Source organism: Lysinibacillus sp. OF-1 (assembly GCF_028356935.1).
Taxonomy (GTDB): domain Bacteria; phylum Bacillota; class Bacilli; order Bacillales_A; family Planococcaceae; genus Lysinibacillus; species Lysinibacillus fusiformis_D.
This window is the reverse complement of sequence record NZ_CP102798.1, coordinates 3,111,379-3,136,135: the sequence shown is the minus strand read 5'-3', so window position 1 is coordinate 3,136,135 and position 24,757 is coordinate 3,111,379. Positions and strand designations below refer to the sequence as shown.

The 24,757-nt window shown below is 37.1% G+C and carries 26 protein-coding genes and 1 pseudogene; 18 read left to right on the top strand and 9 right to left on the bottom strand.

The genetic code is table 11. From position 1 onward, the window contains the following. Nucleotides 1-4: 4 nt before the first annotated feature. From NV349_RS15340 to NV349_RS15325, 4 genes are all read left to right on the top strand, one after another. The gene (locus tag NV349_RS15340; protein ID WP_036121889.1) at nucleotides 5-745 is read left to right on the top strand and encodes a class I SAM-dependent DNA methyltransferase; all 741 of its coding nucleotides are present in this window, start codon (nucleotides 5-7) and stop codon (nucleotides 743-745) included. A gap of 279 nt (nucleotides 746-1,024) precedes the next feature. Next, nucleotides 1,025-1,654, top strand: coding sequence for a helix-hairpin-helix domain-containing protein (locus NV349_RS15335; RefSeq protein WP_058844218.1), 630 nt, complete (start codon nucleotides 1,025-1,027; stop codon nucleotides 1,652-1,654). 105 nt (nucleotides 1,655-1,759) lie between these two features. Beyond that, nucleotides 1,760-2,329 carry a ComE operon protein 2 gene (locus NV349_RS15330; RefSeq protein ID WP_036121883.1) on the top strand — a complete coding sequence of 190 codons (570 nt, stop codon included), beginning with the start codon at nucleotides 1,760-1,762 and terminating at the stop codon, nucleotides 2,327-2,329. A gap of 131 nt (nucleotides 2,330-2,460) precedes the next feature. Next, nucleotides 2,461-4,620 (top strand): DNA internalization-related competence protein ComEC/Rec2, encoded by a 2,160-nt coding sequence (locus tag NV349_RS15325; RefSeq protein WP_271910474.1) that lies wholly within the window; start codon nucleotides 2,461-2,463, stop codon nucleotides 4,618-4,620. Nucleotides 4,621-4,648: 28 nt separating this feature from the next. On the opposite strand, the gene NV349_RS15320 is transcribed toward NV349_RS15325, so the two are convergent. Then, the gene (locus tag NV349_RS15320) at nucleotides 4,649-4,786 is read right to left on the bottom strand and encodes a YqzM family protein (protein ID WP_036121877.1); all 138 of its coding nucleotides are present in this window, start codon (nucleotides 4,784-4,786) and stop codon (nucleotides 4,649-4,651) included. A gap of 165 nt (nucleotides 4,787-4,951) precedes the next feature. Here NV349_RS15320 and holA point away from each other — a divergent pair, with 165 nt between their 5' ends. Next, the gene (gene holA, locus NV349_RS15315) at nucleotides 4,952-5,962 is read left to right on the top strand and encodes a DNA polymerase III subunit delta (RefSeq protein WP_058844220.1); all 1,011 of its coding nucleotides are present in this window, start codon (nucleotides 4,952-4,954) and stop codon (nucleotides 5,960-5,962) included. Nucleotides 5,963-6,057: 95 nt separating this feature from the next. Here holA and rpsT read toward each other — a convergent pair whose 3' ends face one another. Beyond that, complete coding sequence (gene rpsT, locus NV349_RS15310; protein ID WP_036121871.1) at nucleotides 6,058-6,306, bottom strand: 30S ribosomal protein S20; 249 nt, start codon at nucleotides 6,304-6,306, stop codon at nucleotides 6,058-6,060. Between the two features lie 163 nt (nucleotides 6,307-6,469). Here rpsT and gpr point away from each other — a divergent pair, with 163 nt between their 5' ends. From gpr to NV349_RS15265, 8 genes are all read left to right on the top strand, one after another. Then, nucleotides 6,470-7,486 carry a GPR endopeptidase gene (gpr, locus tag NV349_RS15305; protein ID WP_036121869.1) on the top strand — a complete coding sequence of 339 codons (1,017 nt, stop codon included), beginning with the start codon at nucleotides 6,470-6,472 and terminating at the stop codon, nucleotides 7,484-7,486. Nucleotides 7,487-7,605: 119 nt separating this feature from the next. After that, nucleotides 7,606-8,460: a stage II sporulation protein P gene (gene spoIIP / locus NV349_RS15300; protein ID WP_249646113.1), complete on the top strand. Its 855-nt coding sequence runs from the start codon at nucleotides 7,606-7,608 to the stop codon at nucleotides 8,458-8,460. Between the two features lie 465 nt (nucleotides 8,461-8,925). Continuing rightward, a complete protein-coding gene (locus tag NV349_RS15295; RefSeq protein ID WP_271910471.1) occupies nucleotides 8,926-10,821 on the top strand; it encodes an acyltransferase family protein in 1,896 nt (631 codons plus the stop codon). A gap of 247 nt (nucleotides 10,822-11,068) precedes the next feature. Continuing rightward, nucleotides 11,069-12,895 carry a translation elongation factor 4 gene (gene lepA / locus NV349_RS15290; RefSeq protein WP_058844222.1) on the top strand — a complete coding sequence of 609 codons (1,827 nt, stop codon included), beginning with the start codon at nucleotides 11,069-11,071 and terminating at the stop codon, nucleotides 12,893-12,895. Nucleotides 12,896-13,829: 934 nt separating this feature from the next. Continuing rightward, complete coding sequence (locus NV349_RS15285; protein ID WP_271910469.1) at nucleotides 13,830-14,120, top strand: hypothetical protein; 291 nt, start codon at nucleotides 13,830-13,832, stop codon at nucleotides 14,118-14,120. Nucleotides 14,121-14,147: 27 nt separating this feature from the next. After that, nucleotides 14,148-14,330, top strand: coding sequence for a phage holin (locus NV349_RS23175; RefSeq protein ID WP_334312333.1), 183 nt, complete (start codon nucleotides 14,148-14,150; stop codon nucleotides 14,328-14,330). 300 nt (nucleotides 14,331-14,630) lie between these two features. Next, nucleotides 14,631-15,023, top strand: a complete 393-nt coding sequence (locus tag NV349_RS15270; protein ID WP_271910466.1) for a M15 family metallopeptidase — start codon at nucleotides 14,631-14,633, stop codon at nucleotides 15,021-15,023. A gap of 84 nt (nucleotides 15,024-15,107) precedes the next feature. Next, nucleotides 15,108-15,572 carry a GNAT family N-acetyltransferase gene (locus NV349_RS15265; RefSeq protein ID WP_271910465.1) on the top strand — a complete coding sequence of 155 codons (465 nt, stop codon included), beginning with the start codon at nucleotides 15,108-15,110 and terminating at the stop codon, nucleotides 15,570-15,572. A gap of 58 nt (nucleotides 15,573-15,630) precedes the next feature. On the opposite strand, the gene NV349_RS15260 is transcribed toward NV349_RS15265, so the two are convergent. The 3 genes from NV349_RS15260 to NV349_RS15250 all read right to left on the bottom strand — a co-directional run bounded on the left by NV349_RS15260 (nucleotide 15,631) and on the right by NV349_RS15250 (nucleotide 17,814). Next, on the bottom strand, nucleotides 15,631-15,981 hold the full coding sequence (locus NV349_RS15260; protein ID WP_271910463.1) for a hypothetical protein: 351 nt from the start codon (nucleotides 15,979-15,981) through the stop codon (nucleotides 15,631-15,633). 259 nt (nucleotides 15,982-16,240) lie between these two features. Beyond that, a complete protein-coding gene (locus tag NV349_RS15255; protein ID WP_036121760.1) occupies nucleotides 16,241-17,287 on the bottom strand; it encodes an Ig-like domain-containing protein in 1,047 nt (348 codons plus the stop codon). 323 nt (nucleotides 17,288-17,610) lie between these two features. Then, nucleotides 17,611-17,814: a helix-turn-helix domain-containing protein gene (locus tag NV349_RS15250; protein ID WP_271910460.1), complete on the bottom strand. Its 204-nt coding sequence runs from the start codon at nucleotides 17,812-17,814 to the stop codon at nucleotides 17,611-17,613. A gap of 133 nt (nucleotides 17,815-17,947) precedes the next feature. Here NV349_RS15250 and NV349_RS15245 point away from each other — a divergent pair, with 133 nt between their 5' ends. Both NV349_RS15245 and NV349_RS15240 read left to right on the top strand, forming a co-directional pair. Then, nucleotides 17,948-18,157 (top strand): hypothetical protein, encoded by a 210-nt coding sequence (locus NV349_RS15245; RefSeq protein ID WP_036121755.1) that lies wholly within the window; start codon nucleotides 17,948-17,950, stop codon nucleotides 18,155-18,157. A 136-nt stretch (nucleotides 18,158-18,293) separates the two neighbouring features. Next, nucleotides 18,294-18,620: a hypothetical protein gene (locus NV349_RS15240; RefSeq protein ID WP_036121752.1), complete on the top strand. Its 327-nt coding sequence runs from the start codon at nucleotides 18,294-18,296 to the stop codon at nucleotides 18,618-18,620. Between the two features lie 185 nt (nucleotides 18,621-18,805). Here the strand turns inward: NV349_RS15240 and NV349_RS15235 are convergent, their stop codons facing one another. From NV349_RS15235 to NV349_RS15220, 4 genes and pseudogenes are all read right to left on the bottom strand, one after another. Next, a complete protein-coding gene (locus NV349_RS15235; protein ID WP_271910459.1) occupies nucleotides 18,806-19,447 on the bottom strand; it encodes a hypothetical protein in 642 nt (213 codons plus the stop codon). A gap of 646 nt (nucleotides 19,448-20,093) precedes the next feature. Next, entirely contained in the window at nucleotides 20,094-20,228 is a 135-nt protein-coding gene (locus NV349_RS15230; protein ID WP_004226973.1) for a hypothetical protein, read from the bottom strand. 321 nt (nucleotides 20,229-20,549) lie between these two features. After that, nucleotides 20,550-20,984, bottom strand: a pseudogene (locus tag NV349_RS15225) (GNAT family N-acetyltransferase). 3 nt (nucleotides 20,985-20,987) lie between these two features. After that, nucleotides 20,988-21,539, bottom strand: coding sequence for a GNAT family N-acetyltransferase (locus NV349_RS15220; RefSeq protein WP_036121742.1), 552 nt, complete (start codon nucleotides 21,537-21,539; stop codon nucleotides 20,988-20,990). Nucleotides 21,540-21,964: 425 nt separating this feature from the next. Here NV349_RS15220 and NV349_RS15215 point away from each other — a divergent pair, with 425 nt between their 5' ends. The 3 genes from NV349_RS15215 (at nucleotide 21,965) to NV349_RS15205 (ending at nucleotide 24,606) form a co-directional block, all read left to right on the top strand. Continuing rightward, nucleotides 21,965-22,717: an SMI1/KNR4 family protein gene (locus NV349_RS15215; protein WP_249646114.1), complete on the top strand. Its 753-nt coding sequence runs from the start codon at nucleotides 21,965-21,967 to the stop codon at nucleotides 22,715-22,717. Between the two features lie 134 nt (nucleotides 22,718-22,851). After that, nucleotides 22,852-23,538 carry a VOC family protein gene (locus NV349_RS15210; protein ID WP_036121737.1) on the top strand — a complete coding sequence of 229 codons (687 nt, stop codon included), beginning with the start codon at nucleotides 22,852-22,854 and terminating at the stop codon, nucleotides 23,536-23,538. Between the two features lie 78 nt (nucleotides 23,539-23,616). After that, nucleotides 23,617-24,606 (top strand): zinc-dependent alcohol dehydrogenase family protein, encoded by a 990-nt coding sequence (locus NV349_RS15205; RefSeq protein ID WP_271910455.1) that lies wholly within the window; start codon nucleotides 23,617-23,619, stop codon nucleotides 24,604-24,606. Nucleotides 24,607-24,757 lie beyond the last annotated feature (151 nt).

Sequence of the window (24,757 nt, the reverse complement as noted above, 5' to 3'; positions counted from 1 at the left end):
CTAAGTGAGTAGTTACGAACGCTTTGCCCATGTCTATGATGAGCTACAAACGGATATTCCTTACAATCTTTATGTAGATTGGGTTGTACAGCATGCACCATGCAGCCAATACCCCACACTTTTAGATATTGGTTGTGGTACAGGTGTGCTTAGCTTGTTATTCGCCCATGCTGGTTATAAGGTCAGCGGAGTCGACTTATCAGAAGAGATGCTGTCCATCGCAGCAAAACGCTTTGCTGATGCAGGCTACCAAGCTCCGTTATATTGTATGTCGATGGACGAATTAGATGGCTTTGAGGCGTTAGATGTTGTGACGATTACCATTGACTCCCTTAATTATGTTGTAGAGGAGCAAGCCGTCTATACAACATTAGAACGTATTTATCATGCTTTACGTGATGGAGGACAGCTGTTTTTTGATGTTCATTCATTATTTAAGATGAATGAGATTTTTTTAGACGGACCGTTTACGTATGATGATGGGGACATTAGTTATGTATGGCATACAGCGCCAGCTGATTTCGAGCATTCTGTTACACATCAAATGACCTTTTATGTGCGAGATATCGCAAGTGAGTTATATGAACGTTTTGATGAAGAGCATTTACAACGTACTTTCTCAATAGAGCAGTATATGGCTTGGCTGCGCGCCATTGGTTTTCATGATGTGGAAATCACAGCTGATTTTACGGATGAAGCACCTGAATATGAAAGCGAACGCATTTTTATTCGTGCGGTGAAATAAAGAAAACGGAGCCACACTGTCCCCCAATGGGCAGTGTGGCTCTTTTGGTGGATAGAAAGGCTAAAGTGAAGGATAGCGTGCTTAAATCAGTGGATAGAAAAGCGAAAGCGAAGGATAGCAAGCTTAAATCGGTGGATAGCAAGGCGAAAGCGAAGAATAGCTCTCTTAAGCAGGTCAATAGAATCTCCTGATATTTATTATTATTTTCAATCAACAAGTCATAGTGTATGATGTAGATAACTCCATATGATGACCTTTTGCAAGGAAAGGATGGGTGCTATGCTCCAATCTTTATGGCAAAAGTATAAAAAAAGTATGTTATTCCCCAGCATACTGGTAGTCAGTGGACTTTGTTACTTCTATTTTTCGAGTTTTGACTCTTCACCTCCCCAAGAAGAGCTCATCGAGACAATCCAATCGTTTGAAGAAAAAAATCATAGTGAAACTGCTGAAGAAGCGGTGATTCAGCAGATATTTGTTGATATAAAGGGTGCTGTGATGTATCCAGGCGTTTATGAGCTTCAGCAAGACCAACGCATAAAAGATGCTGTCGAGCTTGCAGGTGGCTATACAGAGCAAGCTGACACACAGCGCATGAATCATGCGCAAAAAGTGCAGGATGAAATGGTGATTTATATTCCCACAAAGGGTGAACAGCTAGAAGATGGAGCTACAACTCTTTTAACAATACCTACTGAAAGTGCTCCTAAAGAGCAGAAGATTAATATTAATCAAGCCGATATAGCAATTCTAGCAACCTTACCAGGAATCGGCCCCTCGAAAGCGCAAAGTATTCTTACGTATCGAGAGGAACACGGACACTTTCAAGCGATCGAAGACTTAAAAAATGTAAGTGGTATTGGTGATAAAACATTTGAGAAGCTAAAAGATGCGATTACTGTAAAGTAAACGTTTTACAGGATGTAATATTGACGCCTCTTTTCTATAAGGGATACACTATAGTAGAAAAGCAAGAGAAATATAATTTGTAAGCCAATTTTTGGAGGTAATCATATGGAGCGAATTACTTGGGATCAATTTTTTATGGCACAGAGCCATTTACTCGCATTACGTAGTACATGTACAAGACTAGCAGTAGGAGCAACTGTTGTGCGTGAAAAACGCATCATTGCAGGCGGTTATAACGGTTCCATTATAGGAGACGAACATTGTATTGAACAAGGATGCTATGTAGTTGACAACCATTGTGTGCGTACGGTGCATGCTGAAATGAATGCCTTGCTGCAATGTGCTAAATATGGAACACCGACAAAAGGTGCTGATTTGTATGTAACACATTTCCCATGTCTACCATGTACAAAATCCATTATTCAAGCGGGCATTGAACGTGTCTATTACGCAACAGATTATAAAAATAATCCCTATGCCCAGGAATTATTTGCAAAAGCGGGCGTGGAAGTTGTCCATGTACCCTTTGATGACCGTAAAATCGATTTTTTACGAGATGAAAAACTAGCCTTGTACACAGAAATGCTTCATGAGCTTCGCGAGAGTGGCGTGCCAGCCGAAAAGTTGCTCCCATATGAACAGAAGGTGAGTGCATTATTTGGCATCGAGCTTTAAAGCATAAATGGATCTTTGTAGCTCTTGCTGTACTTATAGCGGCTATTGCAGCACACTCGTCAGCATGGCTACTCACTTTTTTATTGCTTTTAGCCCTGTGGCTCATCTTAAAAGGTGAGTCATGTTTTCTTGTGACGTTTGTAATGATAAGTGCTTTATTCGCTTATTTTTTTCTTTCTACCTATCAACTGACGGAACCTTCCCCCTTACCAAAAACCTTCCCTATAACCTGGTCAAACGATTATAAAATAAACGGCCAAAAACTCCGTGGTTTTGCTACAACTACAAATCGTCAAAAGCTTTATGTGATATATACCTTTTCATCAGAGCAAGAAAAAAGTTTGTATGAAAATACTTCATTAGCAGGCAAAACATATCTTGCCAGGGGTGAGCTTGTAGCACCGTCTCCATCTGCGCATGCTTATGCATTTTCAATGACTGACTATTTAACAAGCAAGGGAGCAACAGGCATTGTGGAAATCGCTAGCTGGCGTTATGTCGAAAAGCAGTCTTCCATCTTCACCTTTTTGGCTGAAATAAGACACAGTATGAAAAAACATATAGAAAGAACCTTTCCAAAAGCCCTTGTAGCAGAGGCACAAGCACTTCTGATAGGGGCACAAGATCAAATGGAGGGTGAACTGCAGCGTGCCTATCAAAAGCTTGGTATCACCCATTTGTTTGCGATTTCTGGCCTACATGTCGCACTCGTGTCTTGGTTATTCTTTGAAGGCTTACTTCGAATAGGCATACGCAAAGAAATGGCTACGGCTGCACTACTGATCCTTTTACCCGTTTATGGGGTCATTGCAGGAGGTGCACCTTCTGTTTGGCGTGCAGTCTCTGTAGTTGAACTAATGATGTTACTGCGCTTTTTGAAGTGGACTCTTTCAATAGATGATGCACTAGCCATCAGCTTTATAGGCTTCGTTATGCTTGAACCAGGTGTCATTTTTCAAATTGGCTTTCAACTGTCCTATTTAGCTGCCGCTAGTTTGGTTTATTCAGGTATCATTTTCAAACAGACGGAGAATTGGCTCAGTCGTTCTTTTTTCGTCACATTTGTCTGCCAGCTGCTCGTTTATCCTCTATTACTTCATCATTTTTATGAATTATCTATGTCCTCGTTTTTTGTCAATATTCTGTTTGTTCCATTGTTTTCCTTTGTTATATTACCATTTAATATTGTAGTGTTTATGTTATCCTATATTTCCTTACCGCTTGCCAATATGCTATTTGCTGGCTACGAACCGCTACGTAATGGACTGACCCATATGATTATGGAGATGCAGGAGCTACCATTTCAATTATGGTCACCGGGTAAGCCAATGATCTGGCTTAGCTGTGTAGCACTGCTAAGTGTTTTAGCAAGCTTATATTACTTAGAAACGAGAAGGTTCAGGAAGGCTATTGTCGCACTTGTTATTCCCGCCATTTGGATTCATCTGTCACCCATGCTGTCTAACGAAACACAGATCACATTTTTAAATGTAGGACAGGGAGATAGTATCGTTATTGAATTGCCTTTTAGAAAAGCTGTCTATGTCATTGATGCGGGTGGGATACTACGCTTTGAACAGGAGCAGTGGAAAAAAGCAGATAGTCCTTATGAGGTAGGGAAGCAAGTTGTAGTGCCATTTTTAAAAGCTAAAGGAATACGCACCATCGATATTTTTATCGCCACCCATGCGGATGCAGATCATATAGAAGGTGCCGAAGAGGTTTTACAAGAAATTAAGATGAAGGAAATACACGTGACACCAAGTTCTTTACAGCAGCCTTTAATGCAAGAATTATTGCTAGAAGCAAATAAGCACAATGTACCTGTTAAAGAAAAGATGATGGGGACAGCATGGCATAGTGGTGGGACAAATTTTTATTATTTATCGCCTGATGACACCCTTTATGAAGGGAACGATGATTCCCTCGTATTGTACATGCAACAGAACGACTTTACAGCGTTATTTACAGGTGACTTGGAACAATATGGTGAACAACAGCTAATCAAGCGTTATGGGCATCTATTAGCCAATCTAACATTGCTGAAAGCGGGACATCATGGCAGTAAGACATCTAGTTCAGAAGCCTTTGTTGAGCTGCTCCAGCCCGAATTAACGGTTTTCAGTGCAGGTCTCCATAATCGCTATGGTCATCCACATGAAGAAGTAGTACAACGTTTTGTCAGTCGCAATTTAGCGACTTTGACAACAGGGGTGGATGGAACCATTGAAATACGTATTCGTGCTAATGGTTGGTCTGCTGCAGTAAATGAAAAAGGCCTTGTCCAATGACCAAGGCCTTTTTCCTGCATAAGTCCAATTACTGTGATACGAATTCTACTATAGTTGCAATAATAAACATAATTGTGAAAACGCCAAATGATACACCGAAGCCAACACCAGAATCGATGGCATCGTTACGTCGACATTGTATGTTCTTTCCTTCAAATGGATTCATTGTTATCCCTCCAATTCTGTTATTTATTATAAGACAACATGGTCATAAAAGCTATATCGAAAAGGAGAATTCCCAGTCTGGCAAGGAATAGACACAATTCGGTCAAAGTCACAAAGGACCATGAAATCATGTATACTAATAGTATTGCTAGATGGAGGGAAAATTATGATTTCAAAGGTTTGGAATACAATAAAAAAAGGTGAGCTGGCACCGGTTTATTTACTTGTTGGTGAAGAAAGCTATTTTATAGATGAAACCATTAAACGTTTAAAAGAAGCGATGGGGTCAGAAGAAGAGCTGGAAATGACCGCATTTGATTTAGAAGAGGTGCCAGTAGATGTGGTTATGGATGAAGCAGATACGATTCCTTTTTTCTCAGAACGTAAGCTTATTATTGCTAAAAACGCTTCGTTTTTAAAAGCAACTGAGAAAGGGAAAGAAAAAATCGATCATGATGTAAAACGTTTGGAAACGTGGTTATCGAATCCATCTGATTTCTCCGTAACGGTTTTTATTGCCCCTTATGAAAAATTAGATGAACGTAAAAAAGTGACCAAAATGCTCAAAGAGCATGCATTACTTGTACAAGCCGAAACCCCAAAAGAGCAGGATTTAGCCGTATGGATTCAAGGCGTTGTCAAGGCACAGGGCAACAGCATCACACAAGAGGCTATTGAGCTGCTTGTAACGATGGTGGGCGCCAACATGCTGCAATTGCAGATGGAAATTGACAAGCTTACCCTCTATTTAGGTGAGGGTGGAGAAATTACAGCTTCGTTAGTGGAGGATCTAGTAGCAAAAACATTGGAGCAAGATGCATTTAAAATGCTCAATGCTTATTTGGCTAATGATTCGGTCAGCGCTTTGTCCATTTATCATGATTTATTACGACAAAAACAAGAGCCTATTATGTTAGTTGGCTTGCTTGCATCCAATGTTCGTACCATGTCCAATGTTTTTTATTTGTTGAAGAAAGGATATCATCCACAACAAATCGCCAAAAATTTAAAAATTCACCCGTATCGTGTCAAACTCATGACTGAGCAGCATCATCGCCCATCAGAAGAAAGTTTATTGAGAGCATTATATCAACTAGCTGAGGTTGATTTACAGCTGAAATCGACTGGTGGTAATCGAGAGAGACATTTAGAATTATTTCTATTACGTCAACTGTAACATAAAAAGCTGTCCAATAAAGGGCAGCTTTTGTGTTATCTATCAAAATGAAAAAGATCAGCTACTCCTAATAGAGTATCTGATCCTTTAAACAATTACGCTTTTTTAGCAAGGCGAGACTTTTTACGAGCCGCCGCGTTTTTGTGGATAAGTCCTTTTGAAGCTGCTTTATCTAATGATTTGAAAGCTGCTTGTAAAAGTTCTTGTTTGTTTTCAGCGTTTGCAACAACAGCGTTTTCAGCTTTTTTCACTGTAGTACGCATTGCAGATTTAGCTTGAGAATTAGCAATGTTTGCTTTTTCGTTAACTTTTACGCGTTTAATCGCAGATTTAATGTTTGGCATATATTTCACCTCCTAAATTAGGTACGAGATGATATCTTCTCATTGATTTCTTGTGTTAATACAACAAAAATCATTTTAACAAACGCTTGACCAAATTGCAATAGATAAATGCAAAGAATATTTACTTGACAGTTTGAACAAACTACAGCTTGAGGTGAACTGTATGCAAAATTTTAATTGGCAACGAACAGATTTAATCGATGAATCTGAAGAGGTAGTTGTCCATCAGACCAAAGAACAAAAAGAAAAGCTAGAACAATCGAGTGGCGTTCAAATAGAAGATCGGAATGCTGGTCGAGTGAAAATTACAGATGTCCTTGTAGATGCTGAGGGTGAAAAGCAAATTGGCAAAAAAGAAGGGCAGTATATTACACTTTCTGTCCCAACACTGACATTAGAAGACCAAGATGGCTTTGCACAGCTTGAGCAAGAATTACTTGTGAATTTTAAAAACATGCATGAATCACTTTCTTGGCAAGAAGATGATAAAATTTTAATTGTTGGTTTGGGCAATCGTACCATTACACCTGATGCCATAGGTCCTTATTTAATTGATCATCTGCATAGCTTAGATGTGATAGATGAAAAGTTTGTCATGTATGCGCCAGGTGTTACAGGGCAAACGGGCTATGAAACAGGGGAGTTTGTGGCTGCGATTGCTGAGCGTCTACAACCAAAATTAATTATTGTGGTTGATGCGCTTGCTACAAGGGCGAGTAATCGTCTTTGTAAAACAATTCAATTAACAGATACGGGCATCCATCCTGGCTCAGGTGTAGGCAATCAACGGCAAGAAATTTCCTATGAGATGCTAGGGATTCCTGTAACGGCAATTGGTATCCCAACAGTAGTAGATGCACCTGTATTAATTGCTGATGCGGTAGAAACGATGCTTCGCTCGATAGCTGCTCGTGTAGCTGAGCGCAGTAAACCATCATCGAAGCTCTCATTGTCCTCTTGGCAACCCGATATCAATAAAGAGCTTGATATGACGTTAGTACAACCTATTTTTGGAGAATGGGCGACATGGACGAAGGAGGAACGTCAGCAGCTGTTTGAAGAAACCTTCGCTGGCTCACATACACAATTGATGGTTACACCAAAGGAAGCAGACTATTGGATTGATCGCTATGCAAAACTAGTGGCTTCCATGCTAATGAACTGGGCAAGTGATTTATAATAAAGGCTAAAAAAATGTTCTTGATAGACCTTCTAAAACACTCAGATTTATGCGTAAAACAAGAAAATTATTTTCGTTCTAAATGACACCCCCTCTCCATACGATATGGGGAGGAGGGTGTGACTTTGCTAAAAAAACTACAATGGTCATTTGGTATATTATTGTTCTTTTTCGTATTACCTGTCATTGCTGGGCAACTTCCGTTCAACAAGCAAGCATCGACTCCGATTAAACAATCAGAAGATAAGCAAGTCGTGTTTGCCGCTACCAATTTAGCTGAACAAAGTGTACTGGAACAAACGAAAGAGCCTGAACCAGATCAAGCCCTAGACCCGGACCCATTTAAAGTGTTAGTGTTATTTACTCATTCACATGAAGCATACGAACCAATGGTGAAAGCTGTGAGTGGTAAGGTAGCGACTTCTCATGAAACAGTCAATATTATGAGTCTAAAGGATAAGATTGTGAATCATTTTAATGTAAATGGCTTGAAGACAAATATCCTCGATGTAGATATTATGAAGAAATTACAAGCTGAGGGTAAGGGATATCATGAATCCTATAATGTCATGAGACCTTATTTAAGTAAGCATTTAGAAACAAATAATTATGATTTAATACTAGATTTACATCGTGACTCATTAAAACATGATCTTACAACGATCTCATATAATGGGGAAAACTATGCAAAAATTGCTATTGTGGTTGGTGCAGAGCATGCAAATTACCGCTGGAATACAGCGTATGCAGAAAGTTTATCCTCCACATTAAATGCCATCGTTCCAAAAATATCAAAAGGTGTTATTTCCAAAAGTGGTGATGGTGTTGATGGGCGATATAATCAGGATTTGGCAAAGCAAATGATGATTGTTGAGGTTGGTGGAATTGGCAATACGGAGGAAGAGGTTAATCGTACGATTGCTGTAATTGGCAAGGCCATATCAAAAGCATTTGTAAATGATTCAAAACAATAGAACAAGGATGAAAAAAGTGAGTCTGTTACAGGCTCACTTTTTTGCTATTCTAGCATAAAAATTTCCAGAACAAAATCTAATTATTTGTCTTTCCATTGCTTCATTCTTGTCTTATAATTTTCAAGTTGGCTTTCGATTTTCATGATAAAACGTTAATGAAGGCATATGCAAGTAAGGCAAAATGTGCTTTTGAAGCATCTACCATTTTTGGGAATGCCTTTTAAGACAATAGCAAACATACATATGAATTTTAAAAAGACAAAGAGTGATCACGTTTCATTTTTCTCTAAAACTTTTATCGTATTTCAAACGTCAAACATATAAGTGCACAAATGAAAAAGTATAAAGAGGAGATGATGTTCAAATCACAGGTGCTATTAAGGGATAACAGGTTTTATCTTGATATAGTAGCTATAAGGCCATTATGCAAAAGGAAATTGATAGATTATTGAAGGAAGGAATAGTATGTCAGGCAAGTCATTAAATCATCGTTATATTCCTGGACTAGACGGGATTCGAGCATTAGCCGTATTAGCAGTTATTGCTTATCATTTTAACTTCAATTGGGCTAGAGGTGGCTTTTTAGGAGTAGATATCTTTTTTGTATTATCAGGCTATTTAATCACCTCTACCATTTTGCCTGTAAAGGGCAATCAATTAACAGTCAGTCTAAAGAAATTTTGGATTGGACGATTTAGGCGGTTACTACCAGCGGCCTACGTGATGATTGTTATATCATTTGTCTGGGCAACGCTCTTTCATAAAGAACTTCTTCATACATTACGTGGAGATGCGTTGTCCTCTATTTTTTATTCAAGTAATTGGTGGTTCATTTTTCATAAACTTTCTTATTTTGATAGTTTTGGCTCCCCGTCACCTTTAAAAAATTTATGGTCGCTAGCTATTGAAGAACAATTTTATCTGATTTGGCCCTTGCTCTTAATGATTGGCCTTTATATTTTTCAAAAACAAAGTAAACTGGCTAAAGTTGTCTTTATCGGAGCGGTTTGTTCAGCTCTAGTAATGGCGATTCTTTATGAGCCAGGTGCAGATCCAAGCCGTGTCTATTATGGAACGGACACACGCTGTTTTGAACTATTAATTGGCTGTTGGCTAGCTCTTGTTTGGCCAATGAAAAGGCTATCTGCACAAAAATTATCAACAAACCATGTGAAGAAGCTAAATAGTTTGAGTTTCATTACGCTTATGATTTTTCTAGTTAGTATTGTTTATGTAGATGAATATCAACCCTTCCTTTATAGAGGTGGCATGTTCTTATTTTGCTTAAATGCAGCAGTTTTGATTGCATGTATCTGTCACCCCGTCAGCATTTTAGGAAAACTACTAGCATGGAGGCCGCTTTGTTGGATTGGCTCTCGATCCTACGGCATATATCTATGGCATTATCCTGTCATGGTACTAGGTACACCTATTCATGAAATTGGCAACCCATCTTATTGGCGGGTTGCACTTCAAATCATACTTATTGTTATGATAGCAGAGCTATCCTATCGCTTCATTGAAATGCCTATCCGTAAAGAAGGATTCCGAGCCTATTATGGGAAATACTTTGTCTTTAACAAAAATAAATGGGGAAGCCTTTCATTCTCACGAAAAATTTCAACGGTAATGGCTCCACTTTTCCTTCTTATGTTTTTCACAGGAATGACAGGAGTAGTAGGGGAAGGTCAGCAAAGCACTTCGAGTTCATATCCAACAAACATCAAAATTAATGGTGATGAACCTACAACTAATTTAAACAAGCATGACCAGCAATCAGAGCTACCAACTAACGAACCTTCCAAGGAAGAGAAAGTGGAGGATGTTCAGCAGATAGAAACACCAAAGCAAGAAGAAAATGATGTAAATAAAGTGCCTGAACGGGATGAGTTTTATCGTGGAATAATAGCGATTGGTGATTCACTTATGATTGATATTGGCCCGAGCTTACATACTATTTACCCAACTATTACAATCGATGGAAAAATAGGTCGTCAAGTTTCACAAGCTGTCAAACTAGCACCAAATTATGCAAGTTTTAATCAACCCAATCATGCAGTCATTCTTCAATTGGGGACAAATGGTTATTTTACAAATGACCAAATGGACACACTCCTTGCCGCTTTTTCAAATGCTGATATTTATTTAGTGAATACACGTGTGCCCCGTTCATGGGAGGCAAAAGTGAATGAAGCATTACAGCAAAAAGCCCAGGAGAATGAACATATTACACTCATTGACTGGCATGCTGCAGCACTCAATCATCCAGAATACTTCGCCCCAGATGGCGTTCATTTAGAGAAAAAAGGGGTAGAAGTTTTAACAAACCTGATTCAACAATCCTTAAACAAGAAAAATTAATGAAAAAAGTCAGTCTACACAGCTTTGTCTGTTGACTGACTTTTTCTGTGCAAATATATGGTCTAAAGTTGAATTTGGACAAATGCGCCCTTAATTTCTCTGCATTTATATACTTAATACTGTAAAATCTAAAAACAGCATTAAACACTGAAAGTATTGATATTATAGGCTTTCTAGTCTAGTTGCTGTTGTACTTTGCGTTATGTTCATAGTATAATTCATTATAGTTTAATTAGGAGTGGAAAAGATGAACCGAGATGCACGTTTAAAACGACAAGAGAATATACGAAATTTCTCTATTATTGCACATATTGACCATGGGAAATCAACGCTTGCTGACCGTATTTTAGAGCAAACAAAATCTTTAACTTCCCGTGAAATGAAAGCACAGCTCCTCGACTCAATGGATTTAGAGCGTGAGCGAGGGATAACGATTAAATTAAATGCAGTTCAATTAAAGTACGAAGCAAAAGACGGCGAAGTGTATACATTCCATTTAATCGACACACCAGGACACGTCGATTTCACATATGAAGTATCCCGTAGTTTAGCTGCTTGTGAGGGTGCCATTTTAGTTGTGGACGCCGCACAAGGTATTGAAGCGCAAACACTAGCAAATGTTTACTTAGCACTTGATAATGATTTAGAAATTTTACCTGTTATTAATAAAATTGACTTACCTGCCGCTGATCCTGAGCGTGTGCGTCAAGAAGTAGAGGATGTCATCGGGCTGGATGCGTCTGAAGCGGTACTAGCTTCTGCGAAAGCAGGTATTGGTATTGAGGATATTTTAGAGCAAATCGTGGAAAAGGTACCAGCACCAACGGGTGATCCTGATGCTCCACTACAAGCTTTAATTTTTGACTCTGTGTACGATGCCTATAAAGGTGTTATCATTTCGATTCGTGTGATCAACGGGACTGTCAAGCCTGGCGATAAAATTCGTATGATGGCAACAGGTGCGGAATTCGAGGTTATTGAAGTTGGGGTACATACACCAAAGGTTGTGCCACAGGCTGAATTAACAGTTGGTGATGTAGGTTATTTAACAGCATCTATTAAAAACGTAGGTGACACACGCGTAGGTGATACTGTAACCTATGCAAATCGTCCAGCAGCCGAGCCATTAGCAGGTTATCGTCGCTTGAACCCAATGGTTTATTGTGGTTTATACCCAATTGATACAGCTAAATACAATGATTTACGTGAAGCGTTAGAAAAACTAGAGCTAAATGACTCTGCTCTACAATATGAGCCAGAGACATCTCAAGCACTTGGCTTTGGTTTCCGCTGCGGTTTCTTAGGATTACTCCATATGGAAATTATTCAGGAGCGTATTGAGCGTGAATTTAATATTGATTTAATTACAACAGCACCTTCTGTAATTTACAATGTTCATATGACAGATGGCACTGATATTAAAGTAGATAACCCATCCTTTATGCCAGACCCACAAAAAATCGAGCGTGTTGAGGAACCTTATGTAAAGGCAACCATTATGGTGCCAAATGATTATGTGGGAGCGGTTATGGAGCTTTGTCAATTGAAGCGTGGTAATTTCATGACGATGGATTATATTGATACATCCCGTGTAAGCATTATTTATGAAATGCCTTTATCCGAAATTGTCTATGATTTCTTTGACTATTTAAAATCAAATACGAAGGGCTATGCATCCTTCGACTATGAACTTATCGGTTACCAGCCATCGAAATTAGTGAAAATGGATATTTTACTAAATGGTGAGCAGGTCGATGCACTAAGCTTTATCGTACACCGTGACTTTGCCTATGATCGAGGCAAAATCATCGTAGAAAAATTAAAAGAATTAATTCCACGCCAACAATTTGAAGTACCAATTCAAGCAGCAGTTGGTCAAAAAATTGTGGCACGTTCAACAATTAAAGCCATCCGTAAAAACGTTTTAGCGAAATGTTACGGTGGGGATATTTCTCGTAAGCGCAAACTTCTTGATAAACAAAAAGAAGGTAAAAAACGTATGAAACAAGTAGGCTCCGTCGAAGTCCCTCAAGAGGCATTCATGGCTGTGCTGAAGATGGATGATTCGAAGTAACGTTGATATAACAGCGTTTATAGGGGTTTGAAATAAGTGTTTTGTGGTGTTTCCCACCATAAAAAATACGTTAGTAATTCTTATATATATTGAACGAATGAGTCAAAGATGTTAGCAGCATCTCTGGCCATTTTTTCAGTGAGGTGGACATAGCGATCTTCTGTTACGGCAGCTCGACTATGTCCTATCTTTTTGTACTTTTTTAACAGGTGTACCGTTTTCGATTAAAGTTGTAGCATGTGTGTGGCGTAAGGAATGATAATATAAACAAGCAATTATAGAATCAGGTGAACAGTAAACGCAGCATTAGCTAGCGTTATTTTTATTGTCTAAAAATGATAAGGTCTATGGAAGGTTAAGATTTCTTTACCTTGTCAAAATTCTATTGAATTAATTTAGAAATAAAATTACAATGTTGACGGGGAAATAAGTACTAGATTTACTGCTGACGGATCGCCGTATGCGATGAAAGTCGCCTGTGTGGTGAAGGCTCGTTATAAAGCATGTACATGAATAAGACGAGAATGGCATAATAACAATAGGTGCTGCTTATGCAAACCCAAACAGTAAAGTTGTAGGGTTACCGTCATCCACGCAAATTGAAATACGTCATTTACAATCAGATGGTATTACACCAATTTCTAATTGGACATTAGTTACTACTTTTGTTGATGGAACAATTATGTGGGGGACACAAATAGGACAAATAGTCGAAGTGCGTTTACCTTCTGACCCTACAAACGTTTTAAGCGTAACAGTTCAAGCTGCACCATAAATTTATTATTTTTTTATTAAATGGTTAGGGGACACGTCATTATGATGTGTCCTTTTTCCTTTGACTACCACAATCATCTGTGTAGGGTTCTTTTTATATAACAAGACCTAAGTAATGCACTGTGCTGAGCAGTGCTATTTCTATTTGTGAGGTATTGACATGGACAGTCAAACAGTAGCTTTAATCGGAATTTTATGTATAGTATTAGGAGCTTTTATTGGAGTACTTACTTACAATTGCAATCGAGACAAGGATGTAAAAAATGATGCATCTGATTCAGCTGTAATACGCACAAAATTAGACAATATTAATGCTGGGATAAATATTGATATTAAAGCGCAAGAAATGCGTGTTACAGGGTTATCAGAGCGTGTGATTCTTGTAGAGGAATCAAGTAAACAAGCACATAAACGTTTAGATAAAATGGAGGGAATTATACATGGGAATTAACTGGAAATCACGTTTGCAATATAAGTAATTTGGGGTGTCATAAATTGTATTACTATTGTACTCGCTAATCAAACAGCGGGCATTTTTAATGTCGATATTACGATTTACAATGTACAAATCACAGCCATTTCAGAGACTGTATTAAATATTTTAGGCTTGCTTGGTATTATTATCGACCCGACTACAAAAGGCACTTCGGACAGCAAGTAGGCATTGAATGATGACAAGCCTAAGGGTGATGTAAAATGACAAGCATTACTACAACATGCGGGGAGATCTTGGAACTATTGCCAGCTGCACAAACAGCATGTAGATTGTTATTCCAAGAGTGCTTTAAAGCAGGTATTAAGAACATCTTTATTACTGAAACATATCGCTCACAAGAACGACAGAAGTACCTTTATGAACAAGGAAGAACTCGACCAGGACAAATTGTTACTTGGACACTAGACAGCAATCATAAGTCACGATTAGCATGGGATATCGCTGTTGGTCCTCCACAGTCTTTATATGATGTGGCAACCCGGTGCTATTGCACGTCAGCTAGGTATTACATGGGGTGGAGATTGGACAGGTAATATTGATCGTCCCCATTTTGAGGTTAAGCCAAATTGGATTATGCCAAAGGGATACAAAATTGAAGGACAAGTGATTATTCCGACTAATAGTAAATACCAAGTGCAATTAATTGTGGAAGGCAATACAACTAAACCAATTGCAAAGAATGATGACACAATGAAATTCACAAGGACAACTGCAAAAGCTGCTGTACGTGATTATATTCAACAAGCAGTCGGTAAAGGATTGATGGATAGGTCATGGTTGGAAAAATTCGATAATGGCACTATGACAAATGGTGATTTTGAAGGTTTGAAAATTATTATTGCACAGCGTAGCATTTAATAATTAAAAAACTAATTTTAAGTGTAATTATGAGAAATTTTGAAAAAGTGTTAAGATTAAAAGATAGATTAGGAGGGAAATAAAGTGATTTCATTAAAACCTATGAACCAAGAAGAGTTCAAACAATATATTAGTTATGCAATTGAAGACTATGCAAAAGACAAAATCGCTTCCGGAAATTGGAGTGAAGATGAAGCGATTAACTTGTCGAGGGAATCATTTGAACGACTACTACCAAATGGTGAGAAGACCGAAAATAATCATTTATTGTCTATCTTTCATGGCGATATTTTAGTTGGAATGATTTGGATTTCGCAAAAAGCCCCTAAAAATCCTAATGAAGGTTTTATTTATGATTTTGTGATTTTTGAACAATATCAAGGGCAAGGGTATGGCAAGAAAGCAATGAAAGAAGCTGAAATTATTGCTAAAGAGTTAGGTATGAATAAAATTGGTTTAAACGTTTTTGGTCATAATAAAATAGCACGTGGATTATATGAAAAAATGGGTTATGAAATTACGAATATAACCATGGCTAAAACAATTTGATAATGCAAGTAATTGCCCATTACCTTAATCGGTAATGGGCTTTTTTTATTTCCACAAATTATTGGTCAAAAAAGAAAAACAATATAACGAAAGGAAGAATTACTATTCCAATCATAAAGATAATAATCCAGTGTATAATTTCCAAGTTATCCATAGAAATAATGTAAAAAAATACACCTATGGCCAAGAGTACCAAAAATAAGCATCCGTGAATATGAGTATTTCCCTCATTAACATTACCTCCATATTCATTTTCAAATTCATCCTGGACTTCTGACTTAACAATCTCTTTTGGTATTGTTTTATCTTCTATAACTGTATTACAGTATTCACACCTTATTAATACTAAACCATCTTCGTATACTTTCGTAAAAGAATTATTGGCTAAACAATTAGGGCAATTATTCATTAATTTTCACCTCAATATATCTATCTACTATTTCCCATTTTAGGGATTTCGACATGGTTTGTATATATAAATAAAAGTTAGTAATCAATTTAATGGAAAGGGTAGACGAATATTTTATTGTTGTGCATGTAGCTATGGCAGGCAATGATGTGGTCCTTAGGTATGCTAATATGGCACTAAAAACTCAGGTAGAAAATTTATTAATCAGTCACCAAAATAAAGATCAGGCGCTCAATTGAGTACCTGATCATTTTTAAATTTAATATTCTCTTATTTCAAATGAAGCAATTTTATCATGTACAACATATTCTGTTACCTTTTTATAAGGTGAAATTGTTTTAGAAAATTTGAACGTTGATGTACCTTGTGCACTTTTAAACCAATTTAAATAATTGTTTAAAACTGTATTCGTTACATCATATTCTTTTGTTATACCGTTTACTAATGTAATGCTTAAAATAGCATTTGAAAATTCATTGTTTGGTTTCTTAACAATTACTGTACTAGTGGCTGCACTATCAGTACCTTTAATTTTGGCAGTAATTATTGCTTCGCCTTCGTGAAGGGCCGTGACATTACCATCCTGATCTACAGTAGCAATTGATTCATCACTTGATAACCAAATTACTTTTACTGTATCAGGTGTAACCGTTGCTATTAACTTATCTTGACTACCTTCTAGAAGTTCTAATAAATTTCTGTCTAATGTGATGGATTGAGTGTTAGGTTCAGATGGGTTTGAAATCTTTTCCATCATTTGAAGTTCGCATATTCCAGCTCTGACAGTACCAGATGCCCCGTTAGCCTTGCTGATATTTATTCTATACTTGTTATAATAAGTATTGTTATCAAAGGTAAAGCTTTGTTCGGAGTTCTTCACCCAATCCTCTTTTGTAACATTATTTTGAGAATCTAATACTATCCATTCCGAACCATTCCAAGCTTCAAAAGTCCATGTGTTTGGGAATAATGTTGGAGAGGTACCATTATTATGCATTACGTATTTACTTATTGCTTTTGGAGTAGTAAATTCGTAGGCTAACCAACCTGTTTCTTCGGTAGTTGCCCAAGCAGTGTAATCCGTCTTATAATAACTTAGTTCACCATCGAATGCTAGCCAACTTGGTGTACTAATATAGTTACTCGAAGATGAAGCTTTACCAAATTCTGATTCATTTGAATTCATTTTTGGAATTAAGTTTTCTGAATATACATCCTCAGCCTGTGCATTTTCAACATTAAAATTTACTAACGCTAACATAATTAATGATAGAAAAATAAAACCTTTCTTAAATAAATTAACCACTTATGTATCCTCCTTTAAATTAACAAGGCTATTATAAATAACCTATAAAAACAACTTTAACCAATATGATACTTATTTACCATAATAAATATCGTGTATATTTAATAAAAAAAGCCCCTCGTGGTAGTGACTATTTATTGAAATAATATAATTGAAGCTTCGTTGCTATTACTGCCGCATGCCGCTAAAGTAAGTACAGATAGTAGTGCAATAAATGTTAATAATTTACTTGACATAAATAATTATTCCCTCTGTATTTCCGTTTTAGGGAATTTAGTAATGAAGTACATGCAAAAAAACAGACAACTTTATTTAGTTATCTGTTACTTAATCTCAAACATCTCGTTCATATCTGTAATTTCTAGAGCTTGTAGAACTTTAGTGATGTGTTCACGATTAATCGAGGTTCTTCTATTAGTTGCAAGTTTGCTAATCACTGGACGTGTTAATCCTGTCTTTTCTGCTAATTCCGCTTGTGACATTCCTTGTTCGTTTAACATTTCTTTTAATTTTACTGTTAGTTCCATGATTTCATCTCTTTAATTAAATCCTCTTTAAATCCCATTATACACAAACCTATGAATTTAATAATTTATACTAAAATCAATAAATAACGAAATTTAATAATTTGTTTATTCATAGGGAAGAGGTGAAATACAAATGGCATTCGAATACTTAGCACAATATACAATATTTGATTCAGTAGCAGATATGGATAAGAGTGTAGAAGACCATATGGCATCACATTATTATGATTTAACAGAATCAGAGCGAGCCATCGTTTTCACTTTAACTAACAGATCTTTAGCATATCCAGGTACTTGTCACTTAAAAGCTAAAACGATAGCCGAACAAACTGGAACATCTTGAAGTACGGTAATGCGGGCAATTAAGAAATTGGTTAGCATAAACATCATTGAAAACTGAAGCAAACCAAGCTTAACGGTATCAAAGAAGCTAGCATTTATCGCATTTTACCCTACAGTGAAACATCGAGAGACATTCGATGAAGCTAGTAACGGCGCGGATTGTTCTCCAATTAAAAAATGAATTAGCTTTGCAAGTTGAAAAGAAAAAAGAGTACATGAATGAGTATCAGCAAATGCTGTTTGATTTCATATACTCGCTGCCATTAGCGGATAACTTGAAAGATGAATTAAACAAAGTTGTTTTAGCTACTCAAATTCAAAGTATAACTGACTTCATTAAAGCTAAAAACGTCCTATTCAAAATTGCATTGGATATTAAAGAAGCTGTACTGACAGTTGCTAGTACATTAAAAGCTGTATTTGTAGGGGCTTATAGTAAGACTATTGAGCACTACCCTCTGTAGTGAACGAAACACTCAGAGGACGTCTAGTACCATAGTATAACTGGTTGAAAGAACGTGATGATCAGATACAAATGAATTAGACTAGAATAAAAATTTTGCTGGAAAGGTAGTATATTTTTGAAAATTTTCAATTAATCAATGAAAAATATAAAAAGGGATTTTAAATATAAATAAATTCCGTTACATTAGCATTGTACTGCCTTTATTCCCAGTTGCACCATTCTTGCTATAGTAATTTCATAGGGAGTAGGATCTTTATCTTCTAGGTAATACATTTTAAATACATTTCCAGCACGATCTTCTAATAATGAAACAATTTGAATTGCTATTAGGATGAATGGTCCTCCTGACCCTGGTTTCCAATAAAATAAAGCCCACTTTCCTACACAACCCTTTAATTGGTCTACAATAGATAAGAGATTATTAGTTTGAAACCCACCATTGTAAGGTGGATTGCAACTGTTCGGGTCGTCGTTACAAGGTAAGGGTACTTTTATTCCTTGCATTAAACTATTTACAATAGGAACTAGTGCGTTAATATTTTGGTCTTGTGATTTTTTGTAATATGCAAGTGAATTTGCAATGTATGCAGGCATTTGCGGAACTAATCTTATATCATTATGCACATAATTAGAACGTTCGTATGCTACACAACAATAATTACAATCGCAACTTCCATCTTCGTACCAATCTAAACAATGAGGATATTCAGGACAATAGGTGGGAGCATATGCACATCGACCAACTAATTTTTTTTCTACCTTTAGAGCCATACTGTCACAACCACCGTAGGAAACAGGTGAATATATATAATTAAATGGATACAAATAATAACCCCTTTTCACTTTATTTGAGATAAACTCATATCAGAATATGAAACCTTAAAAGAGATGTTTCCTTTATTATCCATTAAAACCATCTAATGCTAATGTTGAGTTATGCACAAATCTAAAAAGACCACTCCGTGATGAGTGATCTTCAACGTTTTTTCCGCCTTCATGCCACCGTGTTCAACGAATAAACATGAAATATTAGTGGATAAAGAAAAATATAATACGATAAAAAAGCCGACAAACCCTTGATAACTAAAGGTTTGTCGGATATGAAAAGATATAAAAAATCCACTTTAATACTGCCATACTCCAAGAGGCATTCATGGCTGTGCTGAAGATGGATGATTCGAAGTAAGACACAACTATTCAAAAACAGGGAATGCTATTTTTTTGTAGCATTCCCTGTTTTTTTCTCTAGTTAAACTGCACCTAAGTAGTTTGCTTCTTGGCGATTTTTATATTTTGTAGCTATCATGTACATTTTGGGAAAATTTTAGTAAAAGATAAATAGATTTTCTACATTTTAAAAAAATCCTGACCATTTTATTGTCTGCCGAGAAAGGTGAAGCACCATAAAACAATAAAAGGAATCGCTATTGAAATAGAGATCCCTTTTATTGTAATACTCTTTGTAGGCAATTTAATGAAACAATAGGAAGAACTTAGCCAATAAAAAAATAGGGACTCCTACAATTATTACGCCTGCAAAGAAATAACAAAATAACATAAAAACATCGAAAACCGCACCAGCTAAATCATCAATGAATTTTAACATTTCATTTCCCTCCAAACATAATAAGTATGGGCACTACAAACGATTTATTCTTTAACTAATTGCAGAAAGTTTTTACTTAAAGCTAAAGTGAGATAGATTATACAGACATTCATAAAGAATGAAACATATGATAATGGCTTTTCACTAGGACGGCGGGGTTGAAATAGGAAAGGGCTGAGACTTCTTCTTCTCCGATATAACGTACCCATGGAATCGGTCCTCCAAAAGTTGTCTGTTGATAGGTCACGAAAAATAGAGAGATACAGGTAGTAAAATACTAATCCAAAAAAATCGTTGATGGACCTTCATAATATCTCCCCTTTAAAGATCAGATCGTAGCGTCTTTTTTAAATAATCATGTTTAAAATCTCTGCCAATATGGTCGAGAGTCCCGTAAATTTCATAATGATGATTTTCATAAAATGTTAACGCTTGAAAGCTAAGCGTGTCAACTTTAATGAAATCACATTCATGGTTGAAGGCAATTTGTTCAATTGTTTGCTACAACTTTGATCCATACCCTAACCCACGAAGCTTTTTGTCTACCATTAGCGTGTGTATTTCTAACCAATTCCAGCAAATTTCACCCAGTATGCCACCATAAACGTGACCATTGCTATCAGTTAGAAATAAATTAATTTCCTGATATCGACCTTGTAAATCTTTTGGAAAGTGTTTTACATTGTATTCATAAAGCATGTTATTGACATAAGCTTTGTTCTTCTTATGTCGTTCTTGTGTGATTTGATAAGACATCTTTTACTTCTTTTCTCGCAATGGTAGTACTCGTTGCCAAATCATATGATGGCTATTCGTTCCCCAAAAGTGCTCAAGTATATAGTCAGGCTGTCCAAATTTTTTCTGCCAGATGACTTGTGCCTGTTTATATCCACTATCTAAACAAAAGCTATGCACCTTTTGTTTTTCCAACGTCGTTAGCATTTTCTGTAATAGCCTGGTGCCAATACCACGATTTTGATAGTCCGGATGAACAAATACGGTACCGATTTCTGGACAATGGGAAAGATCTTCTTTAATCGTTTGTTGAATGATCTCGTTGGCTTCCCCATATTCGATCGTTCCTATTATGTCATTTGTTGCTTCGTCCACAGCTACCCAGAAAAATCTTTTTTTGCCTTGGCTCTCTATGTCCATTGCGACATACTGCTTTTTCATTGCCCATTCACGCTGTTGATCGTCCACTAGCTCGGCAATCCCTTCTTTTGCATAAGTATCTTGAATGACGTGGAAAAAGAATTGATGTAATGTTTGTATGTCCGATTGTTCGGGACGTCTTATGAGTAATTTCAAATTTTCTTACGCTCCTTCGTATTTGGTGATTTTTGGCTTAATAAGGTATGAGCTCTTTGCACGTCAACATCTATATCTGCCTGTACTGCGGTTAATCGATCAAGTGCAAGCTTGTAGCCAATAATAGGAGGCATCATATTTTTCAGTATGCCAAAGCAACTCTCTATAGCAAATAGAGGGTTGGATATTCACCAGATGAGCTAATTTTTTCAGACATTGTTCTCCTTGTGCCACCTTGGTTTATTGTACTGTCTGTTCGTTCGCATATTGTGACATGACAGATAGCCCCCATCCGTTATTGTTGAGCACGTTATGCATACTACCAGTCTATTTTAATGATTATAACATGTTCACCTTAATTGGTTAATGATGGAATATGTTAAAATATAAAGAAAGACACTAGGTAACGAAAGGAGGGAATGCAGTTGAAAGAGTTGCAGGAGAAACTAGATGCAGTATTAGAGCAAATGCGCAGTTTTATCCAAGGTATTCAAGAGAGGGATTCAGCTTACCCTATGTTTTTTCACAATCAAATCGAGGAGGATATTAGCCAATTTGTAGACAGTCAGTGGTCATTACCAACGGAATATGTCTATTTTTTAAGGCGTTATGTCGTTGAAAGGGTTACATGGAATACGGGTGATTATATAAATCTACAGATCTATGGAGCAAGAGATTTAATGCGTGGGCAGGAAGGCTATCATTATAATCCAGTGACAGAAGAGGTGATTCTGGATTGGCCGCACAATTATTTGGTCATCGCAACAGATGAAGGAGATCCATATTGTTTGGATTTATCAAGAGGGGATACGGCAATTTTTTCTGCTCTTCATGGGACAGGCTGTTGGGATTTCACAATGGCCTATGACAATCTAATCATGTTTCTTGAGAGTGTGCTAATTCCGCCTGGTTTAGAGGAGATGTTGCCTGAAGACAACTCTACTACTTACTATGAACTGACTATAACAGGAGATGGGGAAAATAAGCTAAAGACATTATTGTTACTTAAGAAAATATTCTCTTGTGATTATTCGCGAGCAAGAGAGATGTTAGAACAGCCTCCACTATTAATTTATAGAGGAGTTGAAGCGGGTGCTTTAAGGTTAGAAGACGAGCTCCAGCATATTCGTGCAAACTATCAAAAAAAGAAAATTAGCTTAGCTGAATTTATCGAATGAACCATTACATGATTTTTGTAAATAATAGGGATAACGAATTACTTAAAATGGACCGAAGGGAACTTCATTCTTTTGCATGACGCCATATCATATATTTGCTTGTATAGTGGGGAGTAGCAAAGGGGTGCTTGAAGATGAAAATTACGAAGGTTCAACTATTTGTTCACGATTTACAAAAGATGCAGAAATTTTATAGCGACCAGCTAGGCTTTGCCTTATTAGAAAGTACAGGTGACTATTTTACAATAGCAGTTGGTGAAAGTAAGATGACTTTTGAAAAAGTGCCCACTACGATTCAAAAGCAATATCATATTGCATTAAATATTCCAAGAAATTTATTTTATCAGGCAAAAATTTGGGCCAAAGAACGTGTTGGCTTGCTTACTTCAGAGGGGCAGGATGAAGTGTATTTTGATTTTTTAAAAGCTTACTCTTGTTATTTTTACGATCCTGAAGGCAATATACTAGAATTTATTGCGAGGCAGGAAGTAAATCCAGAACAGGATACAGCCTATTTTTCTATGGAGCAAGTGCTACAGATTGGTGAAATCAATGTAACGACCGACGACATTCTAGCAGCCGCTAGAAAATTAAATGAATATGCTATTAAACCTATTAATGATCAGAAAATCCAACCAGATGCTCTTCATTTTTTAGGTAACTACGAAGATGGAGCCAATATTCTATTAGGACCAAGTGAACGACTTTGGTATTTCTCTGATAAGAAAGCAGTAATCAGTCCAATCTGTATCGAAATAAACGATATGTTACAATTATTTGTAGATGAAAAAGGTCAATTGACCATCAGTCAAAAAAGATAAGATGGGCATACCTAAGTGGAGCGAGTATCAGAACGATTATACAGAGCTAGAATTAATCAGAAAAAGGAGCAAGAATCGTTGAAAGCAAAATGCCTTAAACTATATGAATTTGGAAATCCACATGAGGTGTTAAGGATTGAAAATAAAACGATTACACCTCCACAAGGTCAAGAAATTCTCGTGCGTATGCTAGCAAGACCCATCAACCCTTCTGATTTAATACCGATTTGGGGAAAATATGCCCACCGAATCACTTTACCAACTGTTCCGGGTTATGAGGGCGTTGGAATCGTTGAAGATGTTGGGCCACTTATCTCTCCAAAGCGCATTGGTCAGCGAGTCTTGCCACTACGAGGAGAGGGCACGTGGCAGGAAATGGTGAAGACTCAGGCGGACTTTGCTGTAGCTGTTCCTTCTACGATGGATCATTTTACTGCAGCACAAATGTATATTAATCCGATAACAGCCTTCGTCACCTGTACAGAAGTTCTCAAATTACAATCAAATGATGTACTAGTAGTGAATGCATGTGGCTCTGCTATTGGACATATCTATGCTCAATTTGCCAAATTACTAGGTTTTCAGCTTATTGCTGTCACACGAAGTCATCAGCATACGGAAGAATTACAGCTGCTTGGGGCCCGCTATGTCATAGATACTTCTAAGATGCCACTTCATGAAACGATAATGGCTTTAACAAATGGCAGAGGTGCTGATGCAGCGATTGATTCGATTGGTGGGGAGGCGGGCAATCAACTTGCATACTGTGTGAAGCCTGGTGGGAAATTTTTAGCCATCGGTCTTTTATCGGGAATACAGGTAAATTGGACAAACATTGTAAGGGAAGCAAAGGTACAAGCGATGATGTTTCATTTGCGCCACTGGCAACGCCAAACACCAATCGAAAAATGGCAGCAAACTATGCAACAGCTCGTCAATATGGTACATACGGATTCGTTAAAAATGATGCAGGTACAGGACCATTTCCCACTAGTGAACATACACCAGGCAATAGCTGCCGTTGAAGCTACTAATAAAGGAAAGATTTTTTTAACGAATTTTGATTAAGAACCCTACTACCTTCAGTGTTAAGGAACTTATTGTAAGCTCTTATTGATGGTAGTAGTTTTTTTCTTTCTATTGAGGGTGAATGCGCTCCAACAATGAGAAAGTCGTTAATCTGCTCATAAAGAGGATGACCCCGCTCCAACAAGTAAAT